Source organism: Pseudoalteromonas sp. Of7M-16 (assembly GCF_022347805.1).
GTDB lineage: Bacteria > Pseudomonadota > Gammaproteobacteria > Enterobacterales > Alteromonadaceae > Pseudoalteromonas > Pseudoalteromonas luteoviolacea_F.
On record NZ_JAKRFY010000025.1, the window covers coordinates 16,013 to 38,463 of the forward strand.

At 39.5% G+C, this 22,451-nt stretch carries 18 protein-coding genes; 7 read left to right on the top strand and 11 right to left on the bottom strand.

Features of this window, described 5'->3' with window-relative positions:
- Positions 1-47 precede the first annotated feature (47 nt).
- A complete protein-coding gene (locus MHN81_RS21275) occupies positions 48-1,034 on the bottom strand; it encodes a rhodanese-related sulfurtransferase (RefSeq protein ID WP_023400016.1) in 987 nt (328 codons plus the stop codon).
- 265 nt (positions 1,035-1,299) lie between these two features.
- On the opposite strand from MHN81_RS21275, the gene MHN81_RS21280 reads away from it, so the two are divergent.
- The 3 genes from MHN81_RS21280 to MHN81_RS21290 all read left to right on the top strand — a co-directional run bounded on the left by MHN81_RS21280 (position 1,300) and on the right by MHN81_RS21290 (position 6,046).
- Complete coding sequence (locus MHN81_RS21280) at positions 1,300-2,628, top strand: DEAD/DEAH box helicase (protein WP_023400015.1); 1,329 nt, start codon at positions 1,300-1,302, stop codon at positions 2,626-2,628.
- Between the two features lie 3 nt (positions 2,629-2,631).
- Entirely contained in the window at positions 2,632-3,459 is an 828-nt protein-coding gene (locus MHN81_RS21285; RefSeq protein WP_023400014.1) for a S1-like domain-containing RNA-binding protein, read from the top strand.
- A gap of 394 nt (positions 3,460-3,853) precedes the next feature.
- On the top strand, positions 3,854-6,046 hold the full coding sequence (locus MHN81_RS21290; protein WP_239426653.1) for a hypothetical protein: 2,193 nt from the start codon (positions 3,854-3,856) through the stop codon (positions 6,044-6,046).
- Here MHN81_RS21290 and MHN81_RS21295 read toward each other — a convergent pair whose 3' ends face one another.
- The 8 genes from MHN81_RS21295 to MHN81_RS21330 form a co-directional block, all read right to left on the bottom strand.
- Positions 6,047-8,545 carry an exonuclease domain-containing protein gene (locus MHN81_RS21295; RefSeq protein WP_239426654.1) on the bottom strand — a complete coding sequence of 833 codons (2,499 nt, stop codon included), beginning with the start codon at positions 8,543-8,545 and terminating at the stop codon, positions 6,047-6,049.
- Positions 8,546-8,643: 98 nt separating this feature from the next.
- On the bottom strand, positions 8,644-9,033 hold the full coding sequence (locus MHN81_RS21300; RefSeq protein ID WP_239426655.1) for a hypothetical protein: 390 nt from the start codon (positions 9,031-9,033) through the stop codon (positions 8,644-8,646).
- A gap of 319 nt (positions 9,034-9,352) precedes the next feature.
- Positions 9,353-10,456 carry a serine hydrolase domain-containing protein gene (locus tag MHN81_RS21305; protein ID WP_239426656.1) on the bottom strand — a complete coding sequence of 368 codons (1,104 nt, stop codon included), beginning with the start codon at positions 10,454-10,456 and terminating at the stop codon, positions 9,353-9,355.
- A 352-nt stretch (positions 10,457-10,808) separates the two neighbouring features.
- Positions 10,809-10,976, bottom strand: a complete 168-nt coding sequence (locus MHN81_RS21310; protein WP_023400011.1) for a DUF6435 family protein — start codon at positions 10,974-10,976, stop codon at positions 10,809-10,811.
- Between the two features lie 94 nt (positions 10,977-11,070).
- Positions 11,071-11,427, bottom strand: coding sequence for a VOC family protein (locus MHN81_RS21315; RefSeq protein WP_239426657.1), 357 nt, complete (start codon positions 11,425-11,427; stop codon positions 11,071-11,073).
- 121 nt (positions 11,428-11,548) lie between these two features.
- Positions 11,549-11,932 carry a GFA family protein gene (locus tag MHN81_RS21320; RefSeq protein WP_023400009.1) on the bottom strand — a complete coding sequence of 128 codons (384 nt, stop codon included), beginning with the start codon at positions 11,930-11,932 and terminating at the stop codon, positions 11,549-11,551.
- 181 nt (positions 11,933-12,113) lie between these two features.
- Complete coding sequence (locus tag MHN81_RS21325; RefSeq protein WP_239426658.1) at positions 12,114-12,848, bottom strand: hypothetical protein; 735 nt, start codon at positions 12,846-12,848, stop codon at positions 12,114-12,116.
- Positions 12,849-12,877: 29 nt separating this feature from the next.
- Positions 12,878-13,174 (bottom strand): hypothetical protein, encoded by a 297-nt coding sequence (locus MHN81_RS21330; protein WP_239426659.1) that lies wholly within the window; start codon positions 13,172-13,174, stop codon positions 12,878-12,880.
- Between the two features lie 461 nt (positions 13,175-13,635).
- Between MHN81_RS21330 and MHN81_RS21335 the strand changes: the two genes are divergently transcribed.
- Positions 13,636-14,517, top strand: a complete 882-nt coding sequence (locus MHN81_RS21335; protein ID WP_239426660.1) for an alpha/beta hydrolase-fold protein — start codon at positions 13,636-13,638, stop codon at positions 14,515-14,517.
- A 229-nt stretch (positions 14,518-14,746) separates the two neighbouring features.
- Here MHN81_RS21335 and MHN81_RS21340 read toward each other — a convergent pair whose 3' ends face one another.
- Positions 14,747-15,673, bottom strand: a complete 927-nt coding sequence (locus MHN81_RS21340) for a S41 family peptidase (RefSeq protein WP_239426661.1) — start codon at positions 15,671-15,673, stop codon at positions 14,747-14,749.
- Positions 15,674-16,349: 676 nt separating this feature from the next.
- Between MHN81_RS21340 and MHN81_RS21345 the strand changes: the two genes are divergently transcribed.
- The 3 genes from MHN81_RS21345 (at position 16,350) to MHN81_RS21355 (ending at position 21,857) form a co-directional block, all read left to right on the top strand.
- Positions 16,350-19,514 (top strand): M43 family zinc metalloprotease, encoded by a 3,165-nt coding sequence (locus MHN81_RS21345; protein WP_239426662.1) that lies wholly within the window; start codon positions 16,350-16,352, stop codon positions 19,512-19,514.
- A gap of 775 nt (positions 19,515-20,289) precedes the next feature.
- The gene (locus MHN81_RS21350; RefSeq protein WP_023400003.1) at positions 20,290-21,291 is read left to right on the top strand and encodes a sensor domain-containing diguanylate cyclase; all 1,002 of its coding nucleotides are present in this window, start codon (positions 20,290-20,292) and stop codon (positions 21,289-21,291) included.
- Positions 21,292-21,395: 104 nt separating this feature from the next.
- Positions 21,396-21,857: a ribosome recycling factor family protein gene (locus MHN81_RS21355; RefSeq protein ID WP_239426663.1), complete on the top strand. Its 462-nt coding sequence runs from the start codon at positions 21,396-21,398 to the stop codon at positions 21,855-21,857.
- 76 nt (positions 21,858-21,933) lie between these two features.
- Here the strand turns inward: MHN81_RS21355 and MHN81_RS21360 are convergent, their stop codons facing one another.
- Complete coding sequence (locus tag MHN81_RS21360; RefSeq protein ID WP_239426664.1) at positions 21,934-22,404, bottom strand: DUF6265 family protein; 471 nt, start codon at positions 22,402-22,404, stop codon at positions 21,934-21,936.
- Between the last annotated feature and the right edge of the window lie 47 nt (positions 22,405-22,451).

The following is a 22,451-nucleotide window of genomic DNA, read 5'->3' on the forward strand; positions in this document are numbered from 1 at the left end:
GGCCAAATTGACCGAGGGCGTTAAAAGCAGCTAGTATTTTTTAAAAATTAAGCAGATTGCTTACGCTGCGCTTCTTTTTGCGCTTGCTTTTGCTCTTTGCGCTGACGAAGTGCTTCTTGCGCTTCGTGACCGATATGGCCTTCACCGCGCTCTTTCGCTAGTTCCATTTGCTTTTGACGCTCTGCAAATCGTGCTTTTTGCTCTTCAGTTACGTTGTCATAGCAGTGATGGCAAGAAACACCTTCCATATACTGCTCTAATTGCATTTCTTCTTCAGTAATAGGCATGCGACACGCGTGGCACTGTTCGTATGAACCTTTGTTTAGGTCGTGATCAACCGCTACACGGTTATCAAATACAAAACACTCACCTTCCCACATGGTTTCTTCTTTTGGTACGTCTTCCAAATACTTAAGAATACCGCCTTCTAAGTGATAAACCTCTTCAAAACCCTGCTCTTTCATGTAAGCAGTTGATTTTTCGCAGCGGATACCACCTGTACAGAACATCGCTACTTTTTTATTCTTTGCTGGATCTAGGTTTTTTTCAGCCCATTCAGGGAACTCGCGGAAAGTTTTTGTCTTTGGGTCTACCGCGTTTTTAAACGTACCGATTTCAATTTCGTAATCGTTACGTGTATCAACCAGAACGACTTCTGGATCAGAGATCAATGCATTCCAATCTTCAGGCTTAACATATGTGCCGACCACTTTTTTCGGGTCGATACCTTGTACACCCATGGTCACGATCTCTTTTTTCAACTTAACTTTAGTGCGGTAGAACGGACATGTTTCGTCGAAAGATTCTTTGTAAACAATGTTGTCTAAACCCGGTTGTTTGTCTAGCCATGCTAGTAATGCATCGATGCCTTCACGCTGTGCAGCAACGGTACCGTTGATGCCTTCTTCTGCAAGAAGAAGCGTACCACGCACTTCATTTTCTTCCATTACTTGCAATAAAGGTTGACGGATCTGCTCAAAATTAGGCAATGAAACGAATTTATACATTGCACAAACAACATAAGGTTTAGTCATAATAATTCTCTTTTATAAGCTTTAAAACAACCTACACTTAAACACGACGCGTAGGCACAAACCGAATCGTAAATCCGGCGCTGAGGCGTGTATTTTACGGATTTATGAAACAAATGCAAAACACACACAATCAAGTGCTGAGTTTTTGTTCCAAGTGACTAAAACGAAAGCAAAAACATTTTTAACCCTATATTTATGTAGTGCCTTTGTCTGGCACTTTGCTATAATGGCGCGTTTTTTAGAATAATGATTGGAGACAGTAACTTTGAGATTTTCCGAACTCGGCCTTGACCTACGCTTTGAGAAGCAATTACAACATCAAGGAATTAATGAGCCAACAGAGATCCAAGCGCATGCTATCCCTACCGCACTTGCAGGCCACGATGTTTTTGCCCAGTCAAAAACCGGTTCAGGAAAAACCTTGGCGTTTTTATTACCTGCTGTTCAGCGCGTAATGAAACAAAAAGCGCTGAGTAAACGCGACCCTCGCGTACTCATTGTTGCCCCTACCCGAGAGCTTGCTAACCAAGTATTTTCACAGTGCCGTTTGTTAATCGCAGGTACTGCGATGACTGCAACAAAGGTATTAGGTGGTGAGAACTTTAACGACCAAGTAAAAGCGCTGCGAAAAAACCCGCACTTTGTGATTGGCACACCAGGTCGTATTACTGATCACTTGGAACAGCAATCACTGCACTTAGCAGGCCTTGAACTATTAATTTTTGATGAAGCCGACCGTATGCTTGATTTGGGCTTTGATAAGCAGCTTAATGCTATCAATAGTCAAGCTGACCACCGTCTTCGTCAAACCATGCTATTCTCTGCTACTTTAGAGCACGCTCAAGTAGAAATAACAGCCAAAGCCCTTTTAAAATCACCGAAAAAGATTTTACTAAGCGGCAGTAACGAAAAGCACGGCGATATTCAACAAGCATTGTACTTTGCTGATCACCTAGATCACAAAGAAGCGCTGCTAAAACACTTTGTTCAACAAGACGAAGTGGGTCAATGTATTATCTTCACAGCTACCCGCCAAGATACAACGCGTTTAAGTGAATTGTTAAACGAAATGGGGATCAAGGCCATTGGTCTTGCAGGTGATTTAGCACAAAACAAACGTTTAGATATCATGGATGCCTTTAGCCGCGGTATTTATAAAGTGCTGGTCACTACAGATGTCGCGTCACGTGGTCTTGACTTGTTAAACGTCACTCACGTGATCAACTTTGACCTACCTAAGCAAGCTGAAGAATATGTTCACCGCATCGGGCGTACAGGCCGAGCGGGCTTCAAAGGCACAGCGGCATCTCTAGTTGGTCCAAAAGATTGGAAGAGCTATCAGGCAATTGCACAATACCTGAAAGAAAAGCTCACCTTCCACACAATTGAGGGCTTAGAAGGTAAGTTTAAGGGCTTTAAAGAAAAGCCTAAGAAGCCTACTTATAAAGGTAAAAAACCACAAAAAACTGCAAAAGCAGAACAAAAGCGCAAGTTTACGAAAAAGCCTAAAGCGCCGAAAAAGCCAATTGCAGCACCAATTGATGTGGATGGTCACGCACCACTTCGCAGAAAACCAAAGCCAACCGAGGAATAAGCCATGCTTGGTACTAAACAATTTTTAATGATTGAAGAGATCTGTGCAGAAGGCGCATACCTCGACGGTAAAGAACTTGGCGATGTATTTTTACCACTGGATGAAAAGCCAGAATACCTAGAAGAAGGCGACAACGTAGAAGTTTTTATCTATTCAGATAACCAAGGGCACGCGTGTGCTACAACCAAAGACCCTATTGCACAGGTTGGTGAATTTGCGCTACTTCGCGTGAAGCAAATCAATAAAGTGGGTGCATTTATGGACTTGGGTATCGCCAAAGATGTGCTTGCACCATATAACGAGCAAAAGCCTAAAATGCGCGAAGGCTACAGCTATCTCGTAAAGTTGTACCTAGACAATGCGAGCAAACGTTTATGTGCTTCTAGTAACCTAAATAAGTTCGTCAACAAAACACCTGCTCAGTACGATAAGTTTCAGGAAGTTGACTTAATCGTCGCTGCTAAAACAGATCTGGGCTACAAAGTAGTAATAAACGAAACCCACTTTGGCATGGTGTTTTTTGATACTGTATTTAAGCGCATGTATATCGGCCAACGTATGAAGGGCTTTATCAAGCAAGTACGTGAGGGCGACAAAATTGATGTTTTACTAGAAAAACCGGGGATTGAGAAAATCTCAGGTCTTGGTGAACAAATTCTTGCCAAACTCGAAGAAAATAACGGTTTTCTACCGCTAGGTGATAAGTCAGACCCTCAACTTATCAAACAAGCTTTCTCAACCAGCAAAGCCAACTTTAAAAAAGCCATCGGTGGCTTGTTCAAGCAAGGCAAAATAGATATCGAAGCGAACTCTATTTCACTTCGAAAATAAATCCTGTTAGGTGATTTGGCCTACGTGACCAAATCACCTTTTCAATTAAAGAAGTGTCACAAGTACGTCACTGTACACGTTTATATGTGTTTGGTAATAATATGCTTCAGATGCAGTCCCATCTTGACGATAAAGCGGTATTTTCTTTCTGCTGGCCTCTCCCACCACTTCAACTTTTTTGTTGATAAAAAACACTTCTGGTCTTCGGGCTACTGAATGAACTTGGAGCTGAAAAAAAATTAATTTTCAGCTCTTTTTTTATGTGATTGAAAAAATTAAGTTTATTTCATTCGAGGTGCAGTAATAAATAAAGCTATTTATACAATTAGTTGTTTTTTTACAGATAGTTAAGCATGATTACTAAGACTAAATCTGAAAGTTCAAAGGAAGATGCGTGTTTGCAAGTAATAAGGCTAAATTTTGGCAAGCTTACTATTCATTTAAAAACAAAGTGGCTGAGTTAAAAGCTTCAAAAAACTACTCTGTGATTCTGAATGCGTCCATCATATTCTTGTGTTTCAGCACTGGAGTATCAATCCTATATAGTTCTCAGGATTTGCTTTTTCGATTTTTCTTTGAACGAGAGAGCTTTTTGCAATTTAGGTCAACTATATTAGGTATTGGCGGTTCGCTAATTGGTGCAACCTCTATCGCTTTCACATTTCTAATATTTTCTTTGCAAAACAATTTAGACAAATTACCGCACGGTTTGTTTAGAAAGGCTGGAGTAGATTCTAGGCTGATTTTTTATTATTTAGTTAGCGTTATGCTTGCTCTATCAATTTGCTTCATTAGTTTATTTCCCGATTACCGTTATGTAATGGTTATGCTTTCGATGTTATTTATATCTGTTAGCACAATATTAATAATGTTTATTCTCGCTTATAAAAGAACCCTTATTATTGTAAATCCTACGTTTCATCTAGGAACTATTTTAACGGGAGTCATTAAGAACCACAGGATGTGGGACAAAGCATTTAACCGAAGTAAGTCATTGATTGAAGTTAATGAATCTCCATCAAATCATAACTATCAAAAAGTAAAATACCTGAGTATTTTCCCAAATTGGTCAAAACCAACAATTGATGGAATTAAACACAGCATCCTTTTAGCAAGGGCGTTTAAAGCTAAAGGTGATCTTGAAGTATGTGAACAAGCGCTTTCTACAATACTAAATATCAACATTGATTACATTTCAACTAAAGAAAATACTTTCTTTACTGTAAATCCATTTATAGATAACCCTTTATCTTCAGATCCCATAATCAACTACACACTTGAAGAAGTGCGACAAAATATCAACATTGGCATCACAACTAATGACGAGCAGTTTGTAATGCAAAACATAAGGTTATTACATAGCTTAGCTTTAGCTTACTATAATATTGACTATTCTGATCAAAGAGCCTCTAAATGGCATTCTCATTTAGCTACAGGCTACATTACAAGTGCGATTGATGAGCAATGTATACCTAACAAGCTAGTTGATGTTACATTGGAGTCGATCAGGCTACTAGGCAACATAGCACAAGTTGAACTGGCTAAAGGTGATATTGAAAATATAACGACTATTAGTAATAAAATATCGACTTACGCTTCTATCGGAGCAATAAATGAAAAATTTCGATGCATTACACAGGTGGGTATTGAACAGATATCGAAGTTGATGTTTAAAGTTATTACATCAGGAGATTATGATATTAAGATAATCTCAAAGGTGTTAACTGAAGATATTGCTCAAGTAGCAAGATTTTATATCAAGTCACCAGAGGTTCCGTTTTCTAATTATAAGAGTCAATGTTTAGGAGACTACTTCACTGGTTCATCTCAAACCAGTTTTCTACAATTACTAACTCATTTATGTAATCACATATCCGATCAAGATAATGATCCTGATGAAAAAATAAAAGAGACAATATCTAGAATTAGTCAGTGGGCCTCTGAATCATATAGTGATATCAAAGACTTATTTATTGAAAGTTTACAAAAAAAATCTTCATTCGCTTGTGACCTAACTCACTGGCTAGAACACGTTGTTAAATGCTTATTGTTTGTCTCTCAATCTCCTCATACAAGTGTTCATGATAAAGACGAGTTACTTAAATCAATCAATTGGCTCACTCACATATTTAGTTGGGTTCCCAATGAAGAAGACGCAGTTAGATGTGCAGAGTCTTATCAAATGACTGACGTTATTTTTAGTATTGTTCGTGAAGCCTACAAATTCGGTATGCATGACACCGTTACGGAATTAAAGTCACTACTGTTATCTTGGGGGAAGAAAGCAAGCTTCAAAGGCAAGGGCTGGCAATCATTGGAACGAGCAATATCAGGATATCTAATATTGGATCTGCTTGAAAACATTGAACCTGAAGTAACATCAAAGAACATACTGAAACTTTTTGAAGGCAACAGCGCTCTGGATAATGCAACTAGAGCTAGTTTGTTGACATATTTAAATAAGCAAGCAAGCGATTATCATCGTAATCACTATTCTCATTCACAAATTGAATATTCGATGTCTCAAGTAGATTCTCAAAAATTGACAGATAATTTACATTCAATAATTGAACAGCTTTCGAAGTAGCTAATCAGATTTAAAAACAGTATTAATTAACTCTTTGTTGCGGCTAAAGCTCAATATATCTTGAGCTTTAAATATTTGATTTGCAAGATTCAACCTCATTGCTGGGCTAGTTGGTTTTGGCATTAACTTGCGTTTACCCTTGTACTCTTTTTTTAAGCTGCGTTCATTGGTTGAACAATAATTGTGGTATATCCTTTTAACTTCCATTAGCTTTGCCATCCATTTTGGATTGTATCCCGAATATGCATTCCATCGCTTTGAATTGGTCCCACTTGTAACGGGTCTTTCATAGTAATTAATGTGTCTTCTTAAAATCTGGAACCAATTATCAACACCATTTAGCGATGCAGAGTTTAGTAGTGAAGCAATTTTTTCCGGCTCAAAACCTTTAATGTCTGTTAACGGCAGAAACCCAGCGAACCTTGATAGCATATTTGGACTCACAATCCATTCAGATTTACTGCCTTTAAGCGTAACTCGGTTACTTAACTGCTGGCTCCAAAGTAGATTGAGGCGTTCTTCTTTAGACAAACTAGGAAAATCTTGTTGTAACTCTAAGTCTCTCTTTTTTATCAGCTCAGCAGTGGGTTTATCTAATAACTGATTATTACCTGAACGCTCCGTAAAGACTTGAAAAGCTCTCATTGTTCCATCAGCAAGCCAGTCCTGAAAAACACCGGAAATCGCAGTTTTGAACCCAGAGTCGTTATCAGCATACAAGTTAATATGCCAAGCTGTTCTAAGCATCTCTTTTATGACAGCAAAATGTGTCAACATACTATACGTTTGATGTACCAAGAGACCCTGCGTTGGCATTTGCATTGCAACATCAGCATTTGTTTGACGAGCCATTTCCTCCACTTCAGCATCATTTAAAACATACTGTGCATACCTACGATAATAACTTTCTTTGTCATTATCTTTTTTCTCTTTATATTCTTTTTTAATGTAATCAGAGTCGCTGGTAAAATCGAAATTCAATGTTGAAGCAAACACATACCCTGAATGGTTATCAACTGTAGAGGTTACAAATAGGGGCGTTGGACGAGGTATATCATGGTCTCCCCAATTTGTTGTATGGTGCAATCGATCTGTACTTAGATTTAAAGTTTTAGTCGCTACAGCGTGATCAATAAGCTGTGAATGATAAGCATCGAAAGCCAAAGCTTGTTCATAGAAAAAATCAATTTTTACATATATTACTTTGGCTGACATATCTAACTTTTCTTCCTCACGATTGATTATCCCTTTGTTCATGAGGTTGAGAAAGAGAGGTAAGTTTCTATCCCTCATATAGTGACGCTGCTGAGGGTCGAGCTTAACTGAAAACCTTGTATTACATGACTCACACTTAATTCTTTGAGATCCCAAGCGCTGCTCTTCAAGTTCTTGAACTGTCGGCTTTCGGCCTTTAGCAACTGACTTGCTCACTTGCTTTTTGATAACTTCTGTTGGCCTAGTTTTTCCTGATAACGTATATAGTTCAGGGTTACTGAAAATACCTTTACCAACATTTGTACATCGTGGCTTTAATACTGCCGTTCCTTTTCTTACTTCGTATGACTCTGGTATATAGTAATGGCGCTGACCATAAGGAGTGCCGCTATCACCAGTATTTGGGCAAGATGGCTCCCTTTGTCTATGAATTGCAGCCAATCGCTCTAACTCTTTACCAAAGCTTTGATTATTGATAATTGCAGAGCTTTGACCACATAGCTTACAAGTCAACAGGTACTCATTTTTATTCGTGGTCAGCTTATATCCATTTCTAAGTCCCTTTTTAGGTTTTCCATTTTGATATTTTTCTGGATTTAAGGCTACAACACCAAAGTTTGCACACTCACTGTTTTTACAAAAATTTTGTTGGATAAATGCTCCATCTAATTTACTTTTATATGCCCTAGGAATAGTTAATAGCTTGGGTTCTCGGTGAGGTTTTGATTGAGGAGTTCGTTCTAACGGGACGATTGTTTCATCTATCAACTTGAAAAATAGCTCTGCACATAAACTAGCGTCTATGAGGGCACCGTGAATTGTACGATGGCTTATATCAATACCGTATCTTTTACATGCATTATCTTGGCTAATATTTTTTTCTGAATTGAATTTGAGTTTGGTTAACTCCATCGCACAAGTAATTTCTGAACATATGTCATTAATTGAAGACGGGTAGTTAATTCGATTTAGTTCACTATTTATAAACTGGATATCAAAAGAAGCATTATAAATTACAAGATGAGCACCTTTTATGAAATTTATGAAGTCTTCTGACACCTCTTTAAAGGTCGGTTTTCCAACTAATTCTTCACCAGAGATTTTGTGAGCTTTAAAAGCGCCTTTTGTAGATTTTTTGCCCTCAGGATTAATTTGCGTATGAAACACATGTCCTGTTTGTTTGCCATCTCTATATTCTATGCAGGCTAGGTCGATGATCCTATGACCACCTTTATGCGGATTTAACCCCGTTGTCTCTGTGTCTAAGAAGACATATCTCGTCATAATTCCCCCCATTGTTGAGAAATTATAGGTAATCTGAATAGTTTTTATAATAAATTATTGAAATTTAGCCACTAATTGGAATGTAGAACAAAGATATCTTAGAAAGAATATAGGTCTATCTTGTTATAAGTTGTTGTTTTTAATATAAGTGATAATAAAAAAAGCCACTGTAAAAAACAGTGGCCTCCAAGTTCATTCAGTAGCCCGTCTGGTCTTTGACCATATTTTTTAGTCATTTTGGCAACGGCATACCAGCTAAGCACAAGCGTCACATTACGCCTGTCTCGATAATCCGGTTGGGTATTTAAATACACGACATCGCCTCTTTTTGCGCCTGCCTTGATTTCAAATTGAAAAACGCCACGTACTGAATTGGGTGCACTGGCTTCTGTATCTGCGATCAAGTCCATTGTCTCGTTCAAGTCATATACACTTGGCGAGGTACAAGAATCCAAAAAAACAACTAGTAATATTATGGGTACTTTCACTTTCAACTCCTTTTGTTCCGCACTCTCCTTGTAGATGCAAAATATATTAACGGCCTTGAATGGAGTAATTATTTGCTTTTTGTAACAGTTCTATTTCTCAGTACTGAAGAGGCAAGTCGATAATAATCAGAGCAATAAAGCGAATAAATACTGAGGAAGAATCGTCGATTAATATCTAGTCAGAGACAAAAAATAAAGTGAAAGTTTTGAACATCATTTTATAAGAAATGAGCAAACTGTACCTAACAAAGGCCGTTTAAGCTAATTCGCTTAAACGGCCTTTACTATGCTAGATAAGTTTCGAGTTTTGATGCTTTAACTACAGAGCAAAATCTTCGATATAATGTGCTGCTATTTCATCAACAAATTGAATTGGCAACGCACCGACTAGATTGGTAAGTACAACGATTGAAACGCCATCATTTGGGTAATGGATCATGGTGACGGCATTACCACCGCTTGCACTCACCGCTGGGTGGCTTCCTCTGTCTATTACCTGCCAACCAATTGCATAGCCATTTTCCAAGTTGCTAAAGCCTTGTGTTTTACCATTGTTGAGCGTAACTGGAGACCACAATGCATCCAAGTCATTTATCAGCGTTTTTGATTGTAAAGCTATCATGTACTGGGCTAGCTCGGTCGCTGTTGAATTCATCCCTGCAGATGTTCTCAACATATATGAAAACCTACCGTAAATATTGATAAAACGCTTTTCTTCTTTGTCATACAAATACTGCCTGGCTTGATTTTTTATAACGGATGTCATGTATTCAAAACCTGCACTGGCTGTAAGCTGCATGCCAACCGGTTTTAATTGATTATCGGTTATAAATTTAATGAAATTACCATCTACGTATTTATCGATAATTTTACCCACAATAACATAACCAGTCTGGTTGTAATCAAAGCGGGTATTTGTTTTCGATACCATAGGAAGCGTTTGAACCTTTTCCCAAGCTGCTTTGGGGTTTCCTCTTACAATCAAATCAATATAGTAACCACTTAAAATTTTTGGCAGCCCTGAAGTATGCGCCATAAGGTGTTTGATTTTTATGTTATGCCAAGCTTTTGGAAGCTCAGGCAGGTGTTTGCCTATCCCATCATCAAGCGTTAGTACGCCCTTTTCTACCAACTGCATTAAAGCTACGCCAGTAAACGCTTTCGTCATAGAGTTAATTGAAAAAACAGTATGATTTTTTACTGCAATGTCATCTTGCTGGTTCGCTATACCATAACCTTTGGCTTTAACTATTTTTTTATCTTTAACGACTGCCAATTGCAAACCAGGAATAAAGCGCTTTTGCATAGTGGTTGTTATAAGTTTGTCCACTTCGTCTGCAATCGAAAGAAATGAAGTAAACATACACATTGCCGCAGCCAAAGAGCATGCGATATACCGCCGTTGTCCTAAACTTGTATTCATAATTTTCTTTTTATAGTTTGTTGTTATTAATGCTATTTACTGATTTAAAAGGCATACCCTTAATCAGTTAAACACCTATATATTAAAGCAAAAGAAAAACGAGCGATAATATTAAATTGTAAGATTTAGAACAATACACAAGAAAGAGGAGAGCACTGGTGTGACATTAGTCGTGTGAGATTAGCTATTAAACCATTGGACAGAGGTTACCAACTGCCATTAACATAACCGCACCTAATTGGTGTCTTTTTCAATATCAACAGAGTGCTTTGTGCACGCTATATAGCTTCTGCTGTGTTCATAAGCGAGCACAAACACTGTCAACATAAACCTGACCTAAGCAAAGCCACTGTTACTTTTCTAAACCTTCTATTTCCTTCCAAATAGACTCAGCTTCGGCAGTCAACATAGCGTATCCTCTGATATCTCCATTTCTTTGGGCATACATAGCTTGCTCGAGTTTTGCATCATGTGCTTTTCTGAGCTTTTTGACTGGGTTGGCCTTAAAAATTCCAAACATACGTTCACCTTTATTCAAGCATTTTAAACAGTAAACGAGCTGTGTGATATTTTAGATCAACCCTATTTTAAAAAATTTACGAGCGTTTTCGCGATTATGCGGTTTCTGACCAGACAGCAAATTCATTGCCGCTTGGTTCGGTGAAATGGAAACGGCACCCGCCTGGAAACTCAAAGATGGGACGCACAATTTCTCCCCCATTTTCGGTGACCTTGCTAAGCGTGTTTTGAATATCTTTGCTATAGAATACTAGGAGAGCCCCACCATTGCTCACTTGGCATGACATATCAGCTTGATAAAAACCGCCATCCAAACCTTGATTTGAAAAAGCCGTATATTCAGGCCCATAATCGACAAATTCCCAGCCAAATACCTGGCTGAAAAATAGCTTTGTCGATTGCAAGTCCTTCGCAGCAAATTCAACATAATTGAGTTTTTCATGTTGGTTCATAACCCCCCCTTTCTAGGTTTATTATTCATTGTTATCCACCCTTATATTTTGGGTATTTTAAGTATGCTATCAACGATACCCTGTGATGTGCAAACCCAACTACCTCTTCCATTTACTTAAGTTAGTGGTCAATTTGCACTTTCCACCATTTAGGCTTTTTAGAAACATAGGAGTGGGAACTTGGTCTAAGCTCTTTTCGATTTGGTGCGTCAAAAGTGCCAAGCACCAACGCAACGATTGGCTCATCGTCAATGGCCCCCAACGTACTACCGCATTCATTGCAGAAGCTGCGTGAAGAATACTCTGAAGAGCGCCATAACTTTGGCTCTCCTCCCGGTCCATCCCAGGTGACATGTTGGCTGTCAAATTCGACCCACACCTGACTAAGAGAACCACTGTGACGCTGACACATGGTACATGAGCACGTATGCGGGTTGAGAGGCTTTCCTGCCGCCGTAAATCGGATGTGACCACACAAGCACCCTCCTTTAAACTCTTTTGCCATATAACTATTCCTTGTGCTTTTTAATTTATACTTTTGAGCTCATATAAAATCACACAAGTATCATAGTTTCAATTGGTTAAGTAAAATAACAAGTTTTTTCGAAGGTGGAAATAAGCTCTGTGAAGAGCAAGCACACTTTATACTTACTCTAATAAATATCGAAGAATGTTAGTTCGCAGAATCAACCGTTAATACGAGGTCGTCTAATAGAATAGATAGATAGATTGCTTTGGTTTTTAAAATGCAAAAACTTAAGGTCTACATGCTTTATTGCTCTGCTGCTATCCAATGGTAAGTCTACTTCAAATGACGTAACTGAATTGCCTACATTGCTCAATGTCACACGCTCGTGCGCAAATGGATATTGCTCGCTTTCATGGTATGTTACATGCGCTTCTGCAATCACTGACTCGGTGTCATACCCAGTAATCATTTGAAGTTTACCGCTAAAGCGTAAGCTATTTAGATAAGTATTTTCTGCAAATTGATAAGCATGATTAAAAGGGCTGTAGACATCAAAATCCGTAAAGTTAACCAAAGCACTTTGCTCACCGCTAATCGGCGTATCCGTCGTTAGATATGCTGTACTACTACTGTTGGTAGGAAATCTAAACAAGTTTTCATTTTCAAAGTTACCGTGCTCTATCAAGTTGCTATGCTCTTTAGGCACAACATAAAGTGCGAGATTATCAAGTAACACCGTTAGGTCTTGTTGATTCTGTGTGTATAAAAACTTTAAGTCTACATGCTTTATTTTTCTATTTTTATCGAGCGGCACCTTGACGGTAAACTGATTTACAGCATCCCCATTTCCAGAAATCGTCACTCGACGATGAGTCAGCGGATATTGGCCATTTCGATGGTAAGTTACATGAGCTTCGGCAATAAGTGACTCTGTCTCGAAGCCTTCAATCATCTTTAATAAACCATTAAACTGCAGACTTTCTAACTGCGTATTTTCGGCAAATTGATAGCTGTAATAAAACGGGCTATATACACTGAAGTTGGTAAGTTTACTTGCACACTTTGACGCCCTGAGATAGCAGACTGGTCATTTAGGTTGGCAACCCCTTCACTATTTGACGGAAATTTAAACCGATTTTCAGTTTCAAAATCGCCATGAGGTATTAGATTTTGTGCAGTATTATATAGGCTAGACGGGTTTTTAGTAGACTGGGAGTCTGCCATCGACGACAGGCTGACAGCAGCCATTAGGCATATCATAGGTTTAACTAAGTTCATAGGTAGCGCCCTTAATTGATTGAATCAGATTGTAACCCTATAAGGCACACGATTAACATTTAGATTTAATTACACAAACAAAAAACCAACATAAAGATCAATTTCTTGACATAAAGTACCACCTAACAATCGTTAAACCATTTCTGGGCGATAAACTGACGCAAAATAGTTAGTGCGCACCAAACTTTCCTACTTTTAGTGTTCGCCCTCATCCAGCCCCCTTTTCAGAAACAAGAATAACTACTCAACGCTTGCTTTAACAGTCGGATTAATTTTAGCGCCACAAGCAAAGCGTACAGCTTTCAAACTCCGTCATATCACTAAACCAACCTAAGTTCTGTGAGTGTATTGTCTTAATATTTAGACACATCTTTACAGAAATCATGGCTCAAGAGTGATAAAAAAGGAACGAGTAAAACGTAATACCACCTAATTTGTTAATTAAATTAAAGGATAATTTTATGCATGCACTCATTGGTATATTACTTTCAATATTCTGTTTTTCTGCATTCGCCAACTATGAACCATTCACATATAAACACGAACCAATAGCACATACATTCAGCCCCAACATACTGGCTGAGAGCAAAAACGTTTGGGTAGCGCTGCCAACGGGGTATCACGCCCCTGAAAATGCACAAAAACATTATCCCGTCGTATATATTACTGATGGGGTTGTATATCAATTTATTACCGCGGAAAGCATGTGGTTTGCGAACATGGTTGGCCATATTCCTCAAGCAATTTTGGTGGCAATTGATACAACAGAACACAGAACGCGAGACTTAACTCCCACTGTACCAAACGACGGCCATAGCACGGATTTAACCGCTGGAAAAAGTGCAATTTTTCAGGATTTTATTAAACAAGAGGTTGTTTCTTTTATCGATCAAAACTACCGTACTAATGATTTTCGGGTCCTTGCTGGCCACTCTTTAGGCGGCTTATTCACTATTACTTCGGTACTTAACCCACAAATCCAAGACACCTTTAAATCATATATCGCACTGGATCCGTCTATGTGGTGGGACAATGCTGGCACAGTAAATCAATTAGAGCAGTCATTAGGGCTATTAAATAGCAAAGCATTTAATATTTATATTGCGGCCGCCCACAACGATAAAGATGCAGCGAATGATACAGGTGACTATCTAGAGCATATTCAAGCCATTGCCAGAGCTGGGCATTTGTTATATGCATCCAATAAGACAACTGGAACTTATGACGTTTTCCAAGATGAAACCCATATGTCTGTGTTACACCAAGGGCTTTATAAAGGGCTTAGAGCGGCCTTTAAGTGCTACCCTACCACTTGTGATAAGTCAGTTAAGACAAGTAATTAGTGACAAATCACTGGCATTCAATTAATTGCCAATAAAATTGACGCCTATCATAGAAGCTAAGCTAGTTTCGACTTGGCTTCTATGGTTCTGTGTTTTCTCTTTGTGTCTGGCTTAAAGTGTGGATCCTGTTAAGCCTCTTGAGAGCTTTACCAATTTGCCAAAACTTTTCGGATAAATGCCCCACTTTCATTGAATCTATCGAGGTAAACCAACCACCATAAAACTGGCACTACTGTCTTTTACCAATTAAATTCAATGCGACGTCCAGTGCTTTTTTGCTACTTGAAAAGTGATTGGGCACAACTCCCTCTTCGTGCCACGATATACGCTCATTCACACCCATTAACATACCACTGGTTAATGACAAGGTGATGTGTTCACTGATCTGGACTAATGTTTCAATGCTTGCAAGCCCCATGGTTTCTTCACCAATTACCACTGCGCGCTCCGATTCTTGCAATGCGTAACTAAATAATTCCCACGGACCGCTTACAAATGACGACGTCAGTATATATAAAGGTATATGGTCGCCAAAACGTTCAAATTCTGGCGTTTGAATAGCATAGACTGATTCAACACCCTTGTTTGTTTGCAACAATCCGATTGCTTGGTCTAAACCTATGAAATACCCCAACAGTGTCTGACTCAATTCAATACTCCCCTCATCTACAGCGCGCAGATCAATTATCAAAGCTCTCGCCTTAGATAAGCCGGAAATATGGGTTTCTATCAATTCGCTATGAACACCAGACGCAAAACTCCCCTTAAGTTCAAGGTAACCCACGCCGTCACCAGATATTTGGGATTCAACAGTCGCTTCATCATAACGTTCAGAGATAAGCTCAATAACAAAATTATTGTGTATTAACTCAAAGCTATTATCACCTGTTGTCATACGTAACGCGTTGTAAACCTCACTCTTAAACCAATGAAAATCAGCCCCACCGCGAAAACGCCCTCTATTCATTTTTGTTTTTAGTGAATCTACGGCAAGCCCCCCTTTATTAGGATCAACGTAAACGCCAATTAATGAATTAGAAATATTTGCTATTGCTGTTGACACTTGCTCTGCAGACATATTCTGAGCTTGATTTGCCGACAAATTGCTCGACAACATCAAGTAAAAAATGAACCAAATAAAGTGCTGTAATTTCATTGTTTCTTTCCTTAGTTTACGGCATGTTTGCAGTAGCAAAGCTTCGCGTCATTGCCTTTGACCAAACAACTACACATATGGTGACACTGAAAAAGCTAAAAGTTAGCTGCTTTATATTTTGATGCGATAAGGATAATTTCAAGACCAGATCCGTAATTTCACCAACAAAGCTAAGCATTGCCTGCCGTAATATTGACAATCAATCTGACTAAAAAACCTGTAACGCACTCGATATTGAGCGCGCTCAATTTAGTAAAATTTATATTTAGTTTGTCTTTATTGGCAATTGCGCCCTTTTTACCTGTTTTCAAGACAGGTAAAAAGGTTACGATTTAGATAACTTTTACCGCCAAGTACGATGACAATATAACCTCTTGTATTTTTTGCATTATTTATAATTTCACAGCTCACTAAACCTAAATAATGACTAAAAAACAAACCAAAATATTAAATATATTGTATACAATTTATTTTCATTGATGTAAGTTAAAAAACGTTTATTACAAATTAAGTGTCGTTTTAGTACTAAATTAATAATAATAAACCATTGATAATAAAGAATAATACAATTCACAATCAAGAGGTATAGGCAGAAATGCCATTTGTTAACTTAGGTTTAAGCAGTACCTGAAACATATCAACTGTTAACAATAAAAATAAATTACAGGAGAACAACATGTTTTTATCCAAGCCGGTGCTAACGTTGCCCAAACTCAATTGCGTAACAATTGCACTACTCTCTGCTATGACAACTGCAACGTCGTATGCAGGAGAAAGCCCTGAGCCACATACACACGTGAACAACATTGCAAGTTTGGATGTGCAAGCGAACCATAAACACTCAGGTCAAATATGTGGTACCGACCACAATGACCAAAATTGGTCTGCCATTCAAAAAGAAAATGCCCGGCAAGCCAACATCAGCTCAAGCTTTTCCTCGCAAATTATGAATTCACTTGCCACTCAAGAAAACCTTGCCGCCGAGAACGGTAACGGTGTGCCTGGGAGGTACTATATTCCTGTTGTTGTGCACGTTTACGGTGACAGATATAACTGTGAAACAGGAACCTATTGTTTAACTGAACAGAAAATAATCGATGGATTAAACAAGTCAAATGAAGACTTTTTGGGACTAATTACAGATGATGGCCCGATAGCACCGGAATTCCAGGCAATCAGGCGAAACCTTAACATCGAATTTGTGCTTGCCAAAAAAGACCCTAATGGCCAGCCTACTAATGGTATTGTCCGCTATCCAGATAAAGCAGGTTATGGCAAAGGCAGCGGTAAAGATGACCAAATTGCTGCGGATGCTTGGGACAACTTCAAATACATGAACATATATATTCAGCGCGACTTATATGATGATGGTCAAACTAATAACTCAGGTGTCGCTTGGTACCCGCAGCTTAGTATGTCACAGCAAGGCCTCTCTCGTGTTGTCTACAATGGTGACTATGTCGGCGCGAATACCAATGAGAACTTTCGTTCTGTCTTAACTCACGAGTTTGGTCACTGGTTGAACCTACCGCATACTTTTGATGGTGCTTGTACCGTGCATTCAGAAGCATTTTGTAACGCGACTGGTGATGGCTCATGTGACACACCTCAAATGAGTAGTAGTATTTTGCAAGACAACGCTAAAAATTGCTTAGGTCAGGCTACTAACACTGAAAACTTCATGCATTACTCTGACAACTATGCCATGTTTACCAAGGATCAAGTAGATCGCATGACTGCAGCCCTCCACGGCCCAGCCCGTGCGACTATCTGGTCAAACGCCAACTTGATTGCAACTGGCTTAGGCGAATATACCAGTAATGCGGATCACCCTTGGGATGGCACTTCAGGCGCAGTCGTTCCTCCCAAAGGCGATGTTGTGCAGTCGTTTACAAACCTATCTGCACAAAAGGGCGAAGTTGATAACTTCGAAATTAACGTACCTAGTGGTACCCAAGCAGTCGCATTTTATCTCGACGGGTATGACGAAGATCCAGATATGTATGTCTCCAAAGGTAAAGCACCAACCAAAAATGGCGACAACTGGGATGCAGACTTCATTTCTTTTAGAAGCGCAGGATCTCCTGAACTGGTGACTCTATCGGCGCCTTCAAGTACCGAAAGTTATCATGCTGCAATTGATGCATATAGTGCCTATTCCAACGCGACACTCAGCGTCATTGCAGGTACAGATGATACCTTATGTGCCACTTGTGAACGCGTTTTTTTAACTGAAGTCAAAGATTTAAAATCAGCAAAAGGTGCTGACCCTAAATCTTATCAATTCGATATACCTGCTGATGCAGTGCGTACAGTTGCGGTAATGCCAGGCGGGTATCAAGGCGATCCAGACTTATACGCCAGCATAAACTCGGTGCCAACCAAAGATAAATTTGACTGCGGCCCATTCAGCGCGCCAAGGTTAAGTGAATACTGTGAGTTCCCAGCAGGTGGCGGTACGCTCAACCTTTTAATAGATCCATTCCTAGAATATAGCGACGCATCGTTGGTCGTTTATTACGAAAGATCTACAGATTCAGAACTGCCAATCGCGCAAGCAAACGGTCCATATAATGGCTTGCTCGGTAACACCATTGCCTTTAGTAGTGCGGGTTCATTCGATTCAAATGGCAGCATTAGCAGCTACTTGTGGGAGTTTGGCGATGGTAATACCTCAACGGCTGCAAACCCAACACATGCATATCAGCAAGCCAACACATATACAGTTAAGCTGACAGTAACCGACAATGACGGTAACACCGCTAGCGATACAGCCACAGCACTCATTAAGGCTGAGAATATCGCACCTATTGCAAATGCCAACGGCCCATACACTGGCTCTGCTGGGAAAGATATTGAGTTTAGCAGTGCAAATTCATCAGATCCTGATGGCAGTATTGCAAGTTATAAATGGGAGTTTGGCGATGGTCAATCCAGCACAGCTGCAAACCCTAAACATAGCTACGCCCAAGCCGGTGATTATACTGCAACTCTAACCGTTACAGATAACGAAGGCCTATCTCACTCTGCTCAGGCTAGTGTTACAGTCACGGCAATGAATTATTGTGAAGCGAGCGGTAATACAAAGTATGAGTGGATTGCCAATGTACAATCAGGTGCGTTTAGCAACCCTTCTAATGCCAATGGTTACAGTGACTTTACTGCGCAAACAATCGACCTTAAAGAAGGCGATAATCAGTTTACACTGACGCCAGGTGGCAACTATACAGAACATTGGGCTGCGTGGATTGACTTAAATGAAAATGGTCAATTTGAAGAGTCTGAGCAAGTAATGAGCGATGTTTCAGGCAAAGGAGCTGTGAACGGCACAGTGTCTATCCCATCTGGCTCGGTAGGAAAAACGACGCGTATGCGTATTGCCATGAAGTACAATAGCGCCCCAACATCAGCTTGTGGCAGCATAGGTGATGGTGAAGTTGAAGACTATACAGTCACTATTAAGCCCAGCTCGGTGAATAAGACAGTTCCTAACGCATGCTCCACGCAAGCCCCTATTGCAGGTGGCAGGTTGGAGGCTGGCAAAGCTGCATGTCTTGGAGGTAATGGCACAGTTTGGTTAAGCCTACCAGAAGTGGACTCTGCACAGAATATTGCGATTACAACGGCGCATGGCCAAAGTAACTTACACATTTTGTACAAAAATGGTGGCTGGCCAAGTGATAACGATAAAGATGCTGAGTCGAACTCTGGTACCAATACTGAGTGTATTACGATTCCAGCAGGTAATAGCTACTGGTCATATCTAAAAGTCTCTGGAGATGCAACAAATACAAGCATTATCGTTGACTTTGATAGCCTTGAATGTAGACGTCAAAACTAAATTCATTCATCCCCCTCAGCACTGCAGCGAAAGCTCGGTGCTGTATTGAACCTGTAATAAAGCTACAATCTAAATATTATTCATAGGGTTACAACGCTCTTCCACTGTCGACTTTTTTAAACTTAAAAATCGATTTTCCATACCGTAGGTGTAACTTAGTATCTGATTTTAGTAACACGATGAGCGTTTGACTGCTCGCACCACCTTGCAAAAAAGACGCTTGTTTAATTTTGCGAGCGTGAAAAATAATGTGACTTTCGTCCAGTGTGATGCTGCCTGTTTCTATTATTGGATTTCGGGGATCAACGCCATAACAATCATTGTAAATTGAATAACTTTCTCCCTGTAATTTCAATAAGTCCGGACACTTTACATTGGATTCAATTTGCAGCCAGACTTACGAATAGGCAGAAAAACTACACACACTGATAAAAATGATAGAAAGCATGTCTACCAAATAGCAACGCATTTTATAACACCCTTCACAACTACCACCCTAGACCACTGATTATAAGCTAGTTTTCTACCCATTTTAAACTTTAAAAGCAACTTGTACATTGTGCTAAGCATGAGAGTCTGACTGTTGTAGGTTTGAACTTAAAACATACCGTTTATAAGTTTTAGCATTGCGGTGTGAACACCTGTAGGAGAACTCTATTCAAACATACTTTGTGTGCATTGAAAATACCTACAAATCCACCAGTGCAGCACCTATAGAATAAGTAATATTAAGCTATAATCAAACTTAGTTGCCGTTATGCATTTGTAGATAAATATGTCTTCTTCGATCAACCATGAGTCAATATGCTTGCCAATAACATTTGTCAATGAGTTGTCTAAATCAAAAGATTTGCCAGAGACATTGGATTTGATTTCTCATTGGTTACCGCAAATTATCGACGCAGATCGGGCAAGTGTTTGTTTGCACAACGGACAAGAAGACACATTAGAGGTGTATGCTTTATACGGAAACAAAGCCATTGAGGCCAATACGATCCTGCAAATAAACAACACCATGGTTGGACGGGTATTTCAAAGCAAAACATTAGAAATAAACAATAACCTCAAAGAATCCCAAGATTTCGATTGCAAAATTTTACATGGAGGCGGTTTAAACTCGTGTATGGATGTACCGCTACAAAAATCTGGGGCATGTTTTGGTACATTAAATTTAGGCAGCTTAAGAGAGAATGCATATCAAACACAACATGCTGTTCTACTCGAATGCATTGCAAATTGGTTGGCCAATTACCTGCACGCACAAATGGAAATTACAGAGCAAAAGAAACGCGCAGAAACCGATCCCCTAACTAAAGCGAGTAACAGGCGCTGTCTGACTATCGTAGGCAATGAGCTGCTCAGCAAGTGGCAAAGCGACAAACAGCCATTTGCTATGATTATGATGGATATCGATAACTTCAAACAATTCAACGATCGATATGGGCACAATGTGGGCGACTTGGTTTTGGTCACATTCAGTAAGGTTATTAATCAAGTTATACGTACATATGACCACTTTTTCCGTGTTGGGGGAGACGAGTTTGTAATTTTGGTAAGCGGAAACGTTGATGTCGCAGGGAAGCTTGCGGAGCGCATCCGACTTGAAGTAGCGGGCATGACTGTTCAATACGATATTCACAGCCTTCATATCACCATTAGCTGCGGTGTAACCACCGCACAACTCAAAGATGACAACCTTGAATCTATTTACAATCGAGCAGATCAGGCCCTTTATTTATCTAAAAAGAATGGGCGGGATCGCACAACTATAAACTAACAGCCGCATCTAGAAATTTTTCATTCAAATACGCTCACAATCCGATATACCAAAATTAATGACTTTTTGTAACTGCCCCAGTTTTAGTACAGCAAATTTTTAAAGTGTACGACAAGCTATTCAACTCCTCATCACCAACGCCCTTTAAACCAAGGCAAACGACAGATAATTTTGATACACTGCTCGTTCGATTCCCTACCCATGTACGTATGTTAGATATCCAATTAAATAGTTTTGTTCGTCGTGTTGAGCGCGCCGACAAACTAAAAGCGCTTATAAAGTCCAGCGGTGCTCAACTAAACCGGAAAGGTCGCTCAAGACACTGGAGGATACAAGGAGACTGGTCACAATTGGAGTTAATTATTCAGCAAATTCAACAATATGATGAACCAAGCTGGCAATGGATAGTTGAAAAGCTGCGCTGCCATAAGCCTAAATCAAGCCTCGAAGGTTTAGTTTCGATAGTAAAACACAACCCCACCATCACGTTACAGCAACTGATAGCGCAAACTGATTGCACATTGGTAGAGGCCAGAAAAGCTTTTGACGAAGTTGCGTGGGATTAACTTGTGCCAACGCAACGCCATTGCTTGTAGTTACTCATATGAGCCTATCATCGACTCTGACCCCATTGATTTCTCGTTAGCTATCGTTTTCTCCAACAAAATTAATTGAGAACCCCTTACCTTGCTCTCCAGAGACCAAAACAGTGATGTAGTTGTCTTTCGTTAATTGATAACTTAGCTTTTTAGGGAAGTCATGTTGCGGGTTCTCAAAAACCGCGGTTTTTTCTGAGCAGCTTGTTAGTTTAAAAGCGACAGGCAGGTCGTTACTAGCAACTTTGGCGACATAAAACACCTCTCCTGACATTTCGACTAACCTTAATGTTTCAGAGCTAACCGTTTTACCTTTTTCGATAGAATAAGTGGAGCCTGTGCCTTCAAAGGTTTTACCGCTTATCTGTTTCCAAGATTCGCGAATTTTCAGTTTACTGCTTTGGGAATACCAATTCCCGACAAGCCATGACAGTGATTTAACAGAATCACAAGATTTCGCTTGCACCGTTGAGTGAAAAGCCAAACACACGAATACAAAACCTATCACTTTTGACATTGAACACACCTCCATTTGACTGACAAAATTACCGTACCTATATCAGA

Coding starts and splice junctions, on each gene's coding strand:
- MHN81_RS21295 (WP_239426654.1), bottom strand. CDS start 8,545: ATGACGAGATATGTCTTCTTAGACACAGAGACAACGGGGTTAAATCCG.
- MHN81_RS21345 (WP_239426662.1), top strand. CDS start 16,350: ATGTTTTTATCCAAGCCGGTGCTAACGTTGCCCAAACTCAATTGCGTA.
- MHN81_RS21350 (WP_023400003.1), top strand. CDS start 20,290: ATGTCTTCTTCGATCAACCATGAGTCAATATGCTTGCCAATAACATTT.
- MHN81_RS21285 (WP_023400014.1), top strand. CDS start 2,632: ATGCTTGGTACTAAACAATTTTTAATGATTGAAGAGATCTGTGCAGAA.
- MHN81_RS21330 (WP_239426659.1), bottom strand. CDS start 13,174: ATGAACTTAGTTAAACCTATGATATGCCTAATGGCTGCTGTCAGCCTG.
- MHN81_RS21320 (WP_023400009.1), bottom strand. CDS start 11,932: ATGGCAAAAGAGTTTAAAGGAGGGTGCTTGTGTGGTCACATCCGATTT.
- MHN81_RS21360 (WP_239426664.1), bottom strand. CDS start 22,404: ATGTCAAAAGTGATAGGTTTTGTATTCGTGTGTTTGGCTTTTCACTCA.
- MHN81_RS21310 (WP_023400011.1), bottom strand. CDS start 10,976: ATGTTTGGAATTTTTAAGGCCAACCCAGTCAAAAAGCTCAGAAAAGCA.
- MHN81_RS21335 (WP_239426660.1), top strand. CDS start 13,636: ATGCATGCACTCATTGGTATATTACTTTCAATATTCTGTTTTTCTGCA.
- MHN81_RS21275 (WP_023400016.1), bottom strand. CDS start 1,034: ATGACTAAACCTTATGTTGTTTGTGCAATGTATAAATTCGTTTCATTG.
- MHN81_RS21305 (WP_239426656.1), bottom strand. CDS start 10,456: ATGAATACAAGTTTAGGACAACGGCGGTATATCGCATGCTCTTTGGCT.
- MHN81_RS21340 (WP_239426661.1), bottom strand. CDS start 15,673: ATGAAATTACAGCACTTTATTTGGTTCATTTTTTACTTGATGTTGTCG.
- MHN81_RS21325 (WP_239426658.1), bottom strand. CDS start 12,848: ATGATTGAAGGCTTCGAGACAGAGTCACTTATTGCCGAAGCTCATGTA.
- MHN81_RS21315 (WP_239426657.1), bottom strand. CDS start 11,427: ATGAACCAACATGAAAAACTCAATTATGTTGAATTTGCTGCGAAGGAC.